General features: G+C 36.7%; 7 protein-coding genes and 1 pseudogene. 4 read left to right on the top strand and 4 right to left on the bottom strand.

All coding sequences use genetic code 11. The annotated features are described in order from the left end of the window. A pseudogene (locus OA86_RS16050) lies at positions 1–153 on the top strand (IS982 family transposase); the annotation flags it as partial. 272 nt (positions 154–425) lie between these two features. Here the strand turns inward: OA86_RS16050 and gap are convergent. Together gap and pfkA are read right to left on the bottom strand one after the other, a co-directional pair. Further along, positions 426–1430 (bottom strand): type I glyceraldehyde-3-phosphate dehydrogenase, encoded by a 1005-nt coding sequence (gap, locus tag OA86_RS13565; RefSeq protein ID WP_039354369.1) that lies wholly within the window; start codon positions 1428–1430, stop codon positions 426–428. 32 nt (positions 1431–1462) lie between these two features. Beyond that, positions 1463–2449: a 6-phosphofructokinase gene (gene pfkA, locus OA86_RS13560; protein ID WP_039354368.1), complete on the bottom strand. Its 987-nt coding sequence runs from the start codon at positions 2447–2449 to the stop codon at positions 1463–1465. A 91-nt stretch (positions 2450–2540) separates the two neighbouring features. Between pfkA and OA86_RS13555 the strand changes: the two genes are divergently transcribed. The 3 genes from OA86_RS13555 (at position 2541) to OA86_RS13545 (ending at position 7047) form a co-directional block, all read left to right on the top strand. Further along, positions 2541–2894, top strand: coding sequence for a hypothetical protein (locus OA86_RS13555; RefSeq protein WP_039354367.1), 354 nt, complete (start codon positions 2541–2543; stop codon positions 2892–2894). Between the two features lie 167 nt (positions 2895–3061). Then, a complete protein-coding gene (locus OA86_RS13550) occupies positions 3062–5518 on the top strand; it encodes a TonB-dependent receptor (protein ID WP_052257532.1) in 2457 nt (818 codons plus the stop codon). 194 nt (positions 5519–5712) lie between these two features. After that, positions 5713–7047, top strand: a complete 1335-nt coding sequence (locus OA86_RS13545) for a trigger factor (protein WP_039354366.1) — start codon at positions 5713–5715, stop codon at positions 7045–7047. A 177-nt stretch (positions 7048–7224) separates the two neighbouring features. Here OA86_RS13545 and OA86_RS13540 read toward each other — a convergent pair whose 3' ends face one another. Both OA86_RS13540 and OA86_RS13535 read right to left on the bottom strand, forming a co-directional pair. Further along, a complete protein-coding gene (locus OA86_RS13540; protein ID WP_039354365.1) occupies positions 7225–7809 on the bottom strand; it encodes a DUF3109 family protein in 585 nt (194 codons plus the stop codon). 5 nt (positions 7810–7814) lie between these two features. Beyond that, positions 7815–8723 (bottom strand): DUF6427 family protein, encoded by a 909-nt coding sequence (locus OA86_RS13535; RefSeq protein WP_039354364.1) that lies wholly within the window; start codon positions 8721–8723, stop codon positions 7815–7817. Positions 8724–8758: the final 35 nt, after the last annotated feature.

Genomic DNA, 8758 nt, shown 5'->3' with positions numbered 1-8758 from the left:
GATCAATTTAAAATCAGAAATAATTATGCAAAATCTTTTAATGGTTTTAAAACCAGAATATTAAGTAAAATAACAGCATTAACATTTATCCAACTTGTAAACGTATTTGTCTTTAAAAGAAATATGAACAATATTAAAATCTCAATAATTTAATAATGCACTACGGGTTTAACTTATCAAATTACGGAATTTTTCATCAATTTTTGAGCCGAGTCTTTCAACTTTGCGTAGTTTGCAATAGGGATAGAAGTGGAAATCCTTTTTCGCGGTCTCGTTTCAAACGAGACCGCGAAAAAGATTGCAACGGATAGCCCGACCCGAGCTGTGGGTTTTGCGTCGGCGAGGGGATTGCCCAAATTATTATACAAAAAAAACCTCCCGAAAGTTCGAGAGGTTCCTATTGCTAATTGCTAATTATTTGTTACTTATAAAGAAGCAGAATGTACCAACAAATCAGCTAATTTGTTAGAATATCCCATTTCATTGTCATACCAAGAAACGATTTTCACGAAGTTTGGAGACAACATGATTCCAGCGTCTTTATCGAAAACTGAAGTTCTTTTTTCTCCCACGAAATCCTGAGAAACTACGGCATCTTCGGTGTATCCTAAAATTCCTTTTAATTCACCTTCTGAAGCTGCTTTCATTGCCTGACAGATTTCTTCGTAAGAAGTTGCTTTCTCTAATCTTACCGTTAAATCAACTACAGAAACGTCTGCTGTTGGAACTCTGAATGACATTCCAGTTAATTTTCCGTTCAAAGCTGGAATTACTTTTCCTACTGCTTTTGCAGCACCTGTAGAAGAAGGAATGATATTGTTTAAAGCAGAACGACCACCTCTCCAGTCTTTCATTGAGGGTCCGTCAACTGTTTTTTGAGTCGCAGTAGTTGCGTGTACCGTTGTCATTAAACCTTCGATAATTCCGAAGTTATCATGCATTACTTTAGCGATTGGCGCCAAACAGTTGGTTGTACAGGAAGCATTAGAGAAAATCGTGATATCGTTTGTTAATTCTTTATGGTTAACTCCCATTACAAACATTGGCGTATCATCTTTTGGTGGAGCCGAAAGAATTACTTTTTTTGCACCTGCGTTGATGTGTGCTTGAGCAGTATCTTTGGATAAGAATAAACCTGTAGATTCTACGATATATTCTGCGCCTACTTCATTCCATTTTAAGTTGTTAGGATCTCTTTCTGCAGTTACGCGAATATGTTTTCCATTTACAATAAGGTCATTTCCGGAAACAGAAACTTCACCTTTGAATTCTCCGTGTACAGAATCATATTTTAACATATATGCCATATATTCGGCATTGATAAGGTCATTGATTCCTACTACTTCGATATTTTCTCTTTCCGCCATTGCTCTGAAAACAAGACGTCCAATTCTACCGAATCCGTTAATTCCTACTTTGATTGTTGACATAATTTTATTTTTATATTAAATTTATTGTTAAATTAAATTGCGAGAATTTCTGATATTTTTAGTAATTCCTGATCCATTTCGTTGTGTTTTTTGATGGCTTCGTCAATTGAAGTGAAGGTTAATTTATTCGACTGCATTCCTGCCATCATATTCGTTTTACCGTCCATCAAACCGATCACTGCGCCGTAACCTAATCGACTTGCCAGTACGCGGTCTGCACAACTTGGAGATCCTCCTCGCTGAATATGACCTAAGATCGCAACCCGAATATCATAATCTGGAAAACCAGCCTGAGTCGCTTTTGCAATATCGTAAATACTTCCTAATTTTTCACCTTCTGCCACTACAACGATGCTTGAAGCTTTTCCGGCTTTTTCTGCTCTCTCAAACCTTGTAAAAAGATCTTCGATACTGTCTTTCTTTTCTGGAATTAAAATCCCGATCGCGCCAGTTGCCAACCCACTGTTGAGCGCAATGAAACCAGCATCGCGTCCCATTACTTCCACAAAGAAGATCCGGTTGTGTGAGGTTGCGGTGTCCCGAATTTTGTCGATCGCTTCCATCGCAGTATTGAGTGCCGTATCGTAACCAATCGTGTTGTCCGTGCCGAAAATATCGTTATCGATCGTTCCCGGAACACCGATTACTTTAATTCCGTATTCTTTATTAAAAACTTCTGCACCTCTAAAAGTTCCGTCGCCGCCGATACAAACCATACCATCAATGCCGCGTTTTACACAGTTCTCGTAAGCTTTTTGTCGGCCTTCTTTTGTTTTAAATTCTAATGATCGTGCAGATTTTAAGATGGTGCCGCCTTCTGTAATTATATTTTTCACAGAGCGAGGTCCCATTCTCGTAAAATCGTCATTAATTAAACCGTTGTAACCTTCCCGAACTCCGTAACATTCTATATTATAATAACTTGCCGTTCTTACGACCGCTCTTAAAGCGGCATTCATTCCCGGAGCATCGCCACCGGACGTAAAAACTGCAATTTTTTTTACAGCACTTTCTTTCATACATTAAAATTTCAGCACAAATTTACGAAAACAAGTTTAAAGATTAAAGCTTTGTTGCATAACATTTGGTAAAAATGCCTAGTTTTGCAGAATGTTTAGAGAAAAAAAATTCAAAAGAATTTTCGCTGCCTTTTTTGGAAGCGTTTATCTTTTTGTGGCTTTATTTTCTCAAAATTTTCACCATCACGGAAGTGCGGAGGTTTTCAAAGATTTTCATTTTAAAAAATCAGAAAAAACTTTTACAACAAGCACGATGACCGAAGCATATTCTGAATGTCTTTCCTGTCATATTCTTTACTCCGGAAATTCTCTGGTTCCACAGGATTTTCAGTTTAGTTTTTCTAAAAGTGTAGATTTTCAAGAACAGATTTTTGCGTATCAACAGCGATTTGCGAAACGGGAGTTTTTCTATTTACAACTTCGGGGTCCACCCAATTTTATTTAAAATTTTCACCGGTTTAAAACAACTTAGCTTTCCATATTTTGGAAAACCTCTTTGTGTTTTCTGTCGGCATTCTCCTGTAATTTAAATTAAAAATAAATTCTCGGGGGATGAGTTTCCATTATTTGCAGCAAATTCTTTTTGTTGCAGCAACTTTAAATAAAAATTAAATGAACTTTAAATATATAATCAGCCTAATTTTTGGCTTGGCTCTTGGTTTTTTCGGATATTCTCAGAACTCTTTAACAGGTAAAGTAGTCGATCTGAATACCAACAAACCCATCGCGAAAGTTAAAATTACCATCGCCGACCTGCACAATTCTATACTAACTGATGCCTCGGGAAATTATACCTTCACTAACATTCCAGCCGCAGAATATCTGGTGGAAGCAAATGTTACCGGTTACAAATCTTACTCACAAACCGTAGCTGTACAGGGAGCAACTGTAGAAGATTTCAATTTAGATAAAAGTTCCACAGAAATCGCGGAGGTCGTAATTACCGGTTCTTCGAAAGCCACGCAAATTAAAAAGTCACCTCTGCCAATTGTGAGTATTAACAAAGAATATCTCACCACCAATCTTTCTACTAATATTATTGATGCGATCGCAAAAATTCCCGGTGTAAGCACGGTTACAACGGGTCCAAATATTTCCAAACCTTATATTAGAGGTCTTGGTTTCAACAGAATTCTGACTTTATATGACGGAGTTCGGCAAGAAGGGCAACAGTGGGGCGATGAGCATGGAATTGAGGTTGATGATTACGGCATTGATAAAATAGAGATCATTAAAGGTCCCGCGAGTTTGATGTACGGATCTGACGCTTTGGCGGGTGTTGTTAATTTAATTCCGACGAGTACAGGACCGGAAGGAAAAATATCGGGATCTGCACTTGCGGAATACCAAAGCAATAACCGCCTGTTAGGAAGTTCACTATTTTTAACCGGAAATAAAAACGGTTTCGAATATGGCGGTCGATTTTCTAAAAAACAAGCGATCGATTATAAAAATTCCATCGACGGCAGAGTTTACAATACAGGATTTAATGAAACTGCAGCAAATGTTTTTTTCGGCGTTCATAAAAAATGGGGATTCAGTCATTTGAATGTTTCGCTTTTTGATGATCTGCAGGAAATTCCTGACGGCAGCAGAGATTCTCTTTCCAGACAATTTACCAACCAGATCACCGAAGCCGATAATTTTCGACCGATCGTAAATCAGAGAGATTTAACATCTTACAATATTTCGGTGATTCACCAGAGAGTTCAGCATTACAGAGCCTACCTTCGAAATAGTTTCTTTCTCGGAAAAAGCAGGTTAGATGCTAATTTTGCTTACCAAAGCAGCCGCAGAAGGGAGTTCAGTCATCCAGAAGAACCTTATCAAGATACACCCGGATTGTTTTTAAAACTGAATACCTTCAATTATGATTTAAAATATTATTTGCCGGAGTTTGATAAATGGGCAATCGTTTTTGGGGTAAATGGGATGAATCAAAATAATAATGTTCTTAGCGGAACCGAATTTGTGATCCCTTCTTACAGCCAGTTTGATCTGGGTGGATTTATTTCCATTAAAAAAGACTGGGAGAAATTGAGTTTAGCAGGTGGAATCCGTTACGACCACCGGAAATTTAAAAATGATGAATTATTTACGAAAACTAATCCTGTAAGTGGTTTTGACGAACCGGTTTACGGAAATGATAGAGTGGGTGCAGACCAGCCTTTTAGTAATTATTCTACCAATTTTGATGGCGTGACGGGAAGTTTGGGTGGAAGTTATATTTTCAACAGAAGCTGGTCTTTAAAAGCCAATCTGGCACGTGGTTACAGAGCCCCGAATATTTCGGAGATTTCTGCAAACGGAGTTCATCCGGGAACAGGATTTTTCCAAATTGGGAATTCTGCCTTTAAACCAGAATTTAGTAGTCAGGCAGATTTCGGTGGAACTTATTCCTCCAAGGTTTTGAATATTGGAACCAGTTTATTTGTTAATCAGATCAGTAATTACATCTATAACACCCGATTACAGAATGCAGACGGAACTGATATCTTAAGTGAAAACGGTGGTCAGGAATACCCAACTTATAAATTCCAGCAGGGAAAAGTTTTACTCTACGGCTTAGAAGGTAATATTGATTTTCATATCATTAAAAATTTACATTTCGAAAATTCTGCCTCTTTGATCTATGGGGACAATAAAAGTTTTACCGGCGCCGAAAGAAATAATGACAATAAATATGTACCGCAGATGCCTCCATTTCGTTTAGTTTCAGAACTGCGTTATGATCTGCTGGAAAATTCAAATCTATTTTCTAAAACATTTTTAAAATTGCAGTTGCAGTACACGGCAACGCAGGACAGAGTTTACAGTTATGACGATACAGAAACGCCAACGAAAGGTTATTCTCTCATTAATCTTGGTTTTGGAACGTCCTTAAAAGACAGAAATGGCGCCAACATTGTTGATGTTTATTTTCTGGCAAATAATTTATTTGATGTTGCCTATCAGGATCATTTGAGCAGATTAAAATATTTCGAGGAATATTCATCGTCGCCCAACGGACATCTTGGCATTTACAACATGGGCAGAAACATCAGTTTCAAACTGGTCAAAACATTCTAAAATTGGGGACGGTAAAATTTAAGGAGGAAAGCGTGACTCGTAAACACTTTTTACTTTTCCGTAACCTGATTCAGGTTGCAACTTTCCAAAATTTAAGCTTATCAATTGATTTTTAACGTTTATTAGCATTTTATCGTCCTCAACTTTTAAAAAAAAATTCCTATTTTTGCAACCTAAAATTTCAATTAATTATAATGAACGTTACAGCTACAAATCATGACGACGTAAGTGCTTTACTTACCGTTACATTAGATAAGTCGGATTACAAAGAAAAAGTTGAAAAGCAATTGCACAACTTTGCGAAAAATGCACAAGTTCCCGGATTCAGAAAGGGAAAAGTGCCATTGAGCATGGTGAGAAAACAATATGAAGCAGGTATTGCTTTTGAAGAGATCAACAAACAGGTTTCTGAAGCTTTGAACGGTTATATTAACGATAATAATTTCAGATTGGTTGGTCAGCCGGTTCCGCAACCTGTTGAAGAATTAAATCACAACGCAGAACAGTTGTCTGTTGCTTTTGAAGTAGGTTATGAACCAGAATTCAAAATTGATCTTTCTAAATATGAAGCGCCGCACTACAAGGTAGAAGCTTCTGACAAAGAGATCGGACAAAGTATCGAGAACATGCAGAAGCGTTTTGCTGAGCAGGTTCCGCAAGATATGATCGCAGAGGATTCTACCATCGCTTTAGAGATCAGCCAGGTTGTTGAGGAAGGAGCAGAAGGAGAACACCAGCACGCACCAAAAAATATCACGATCGATGCGACTAAAAAAGTGGCTTTCGAATTGGTGAAATCTTTGAAAAAAGACGAATCAGTGAAAGTTTCAAAAGCTGATCTGGCTGCGAACGAAGAGTTGGCAAAGGAATTAAGTTTCAATGCAGAAGAAGTTGAGCATTTACATCACAACGAGATCGAAGTGAAAGTAAAAGATTTCTTCGGTTTGAACTTAGCTGAATTGAATCAGGATCTATTCGATAAAGTGTACGGAAAAGATACTGTGAAATCTGAAGAAGAACTGAAAGCGAAAGTGAAAACTGAGTTGGATGAATATTTTCAGCAAAATGCAGATGTACATTTCGTAAACAAAGTTTTGGAGCAGATCAACGAAAAAGAAGAAGTGAAACTTCCGGAAGCATTTTTGGTAAAATGGTTAATGTACAGCAATGCAAACATTAATGATGAAAACCAGGCTAAAGAAATTTTGGAAGCTGAAAAAAATCAATTGAAATACCAGATTTTGGAAGGTAAATTGATGAACGACAACGAAGTTAAATTAGAGTATTCTGACGTTTTATCACAAGCAGAACAATTGGTAAGAAATCAGTTAGCGATCTACGGAATTCACCATTTAGGTGATGATGAAGTTCAAAAATATGCTGTGGAAATGTTGAAAGATCCGGAGCAGGTTCGTCAGATTTCTTCAGAAGTTGGTATGGCTAAGTTGAAAGATGTAATTTTAGAAAAAGCCACTAAAAAAGAAACTAAAATCTCTCACGACGAGTTTTTAGAAGAATTGAAAAAGTAATTTTACTTTAATAAAAACAAAATCCGTTTCAGCAATGAGACGGATTTTTTTTGACTTAAACATAAGTGACTCAAATATTTTTCACAAAAAAGACTATTTTGAAATCTGTATAAGTTTTAATGATGAAAATGAATGGTGAAATTTGTGAGAACATTCGTAGTATTTGTGTTAGGAAATTTAGGAACCGTATTCGATTTTCCATTCATCGGCTGCATTGCAAAGTGTTATATAAAAATCTTCGCCGTATTTTCGGATCAAAGGGGTTTTTAAAAATTTATAAATAGGAACCTTTAGCTCTTTTCCTAAAATACAGGCATCGTTGCAGATCTCCCATTTGTGGTAATTAAATGCCGTAAAAGTTCTGTATTCATCTACACGGATCGGATAAAGGTGGCAGGAAATCGGTTTTTGCCAATCTACGGCGCCGTCTTCGTAGGCTTTTTCAATCCCACATTTCGTAATTCCTTTTTCATCAAAAATTACATAAGCGCATTCTGCTCCATTGACCATTGGAGTTACATAATCGCCATCTTGAGGGTCAATCGCCCAAGTTCCCTGCTCTTCCAGAGCTTTAACGCCTTCCGGACGTAAATAGGGTTTTACCTGGTCAAAAATTCGGTCAAGAATTATGGTTTCGGCTTTATTTAAAGGAGCTCCAACATCTCCCGCTACGCAACATGCGCCTTTGCATTTGCTGAGGTTACACACGAATTCTTCAGAAAAAACATCTTCAGAAATTAATTTATCTTCAATTTGAATCATTGTTATTAAATATTAAATTTGAAATAATTGGCGAGTTTGAAAAGGACGAGAGAGAAAATAATCAACCAAAGTCCCGTTTCTTTCATCCAGTATGTGGGCAGAAATTTGAGCATTCTACTTACTATTATCGAAGTAGGAAGCGCGAGCAAAAGTAAGTATTCGTAATGATTTCCCATATATAGAACAATGGTAATTAATTGGGCTAAAGAAAAAATCAATAGAAAAGTATATTTAAATTTACTTGTCGGACTTTTTTGATTGAAATTCCTGAAATGATCCATCACTGCGTGAAGCAACAGTAAGCCAATGGGCAGAAGCCAGATCAGATTTATAAGATGTTTGGAGATTTCAAATTGACCAAAAGGAAAATAAACCGGATTCCAGGAATTCATTCCTAAAAAATAAGCGATTCCAAAATAAGACATTGCAATTAGAGATATTCCAAATATCAAACGGAAGAAATGCAACCCGACTTTATCTGAAGTCCCAATAATATGTAGAATTACAAAAAGCGTCATCGGCCAGGTTGTTGGTAGAAAAATAAAATTGATGGCTAAAATCGCCCCTACCAAAATATAGGAATTTTTCCGAACGACCATATCGATATTCGTTAAAAGCAGTAGAATGATCGAATTGGTAAAAAGCGAAACAGCGATACCAATATCCAGGTCACCAAGATATAAGGAGAAAATAATAACCGTATATAAAAATAAAGGAAGATGTGTTTGATAATTGAGCGCAATCGCATTAAAACAGAAATAACCCAGAGCAATTCCTGCAAAAGTAATGATCGCCGAAAAAAGATCTAAGGTATTGAAATCGAGAAAGTTGAATCCGATCACAATTAAGAGAAGAACGCCAATGTAAACAGGTATTGAAAAAATATTGCTTTCTTTTGAAAGTATTCGAAACATTTTTTATAAATTTGTACAAAGTTAATTTAAAAAAG

The organism is Kaistella jeonii (genome assembly GCF_000812865.1).
GTDB lineage: Bacteria > Bacteroidota > Bacteroidia > Flavobacteriales > Weeksellaceae > Kaistella > Kaistella jeonii.
The sequence above is the reverse complement of the archived record's forward strand: the minus strand, read 5'-3'. Positions and strand labels throughout refer to the sequence as shown.

Excerpts from the sequence above, each read along its gene's own strand:
- pfkA (WP_039354368.1), bottom strand. The coding sequence starts at position 2,449 with ATGAAAGAAAGTGCTGTAAAAAAAATTGCAGTTTTTACGTCCGGTGGC.
- OA86_RS13550 (WP_052257532.1), top strand. The coding sequence starts at position 3,062 with ATGAACTTTAAATATATAATCAGCCTAATTTTTGGCTTGGCTCTTGGT.
- OA86_RS13540 (WP_039354365.1), bottom strand. The coding sequence starts at position 7,809 with ATGATTCAAATTGAAGATAAATTAATTTCTGAAGATGTTTTTTCTGAA.
- OA86_RS13545 (WP_039354366.1), top strand. The coding sequence starts at position 5,713 with ATGAACGTTACAGCTACAAATCATGACGACGTAAGTGCTTTACTTACC.
- OA86_RS13555 (WP_039354367.1), top strand. The coding sequence starts at position 2,541 with ATGTTTAGAGAAAAAAAATTCAAAAGAATTTTCGCTGCCTTTTTTGGA.
- OA86_RS13535 (WP_039354364.1), bottom strand. The coding sequence starts at position 8,723 with ATGTTTCGAATACTTTCAAAAGAAAGCAATATTTTTTCAATACCTGTT.
- gap (WP_039354369.1), bottom strand. The coding sequence starts at position 1,430 with ATGTCAACAATCAAAGTAGGAATTAACGGATTCGGTAGAATTGGACGT.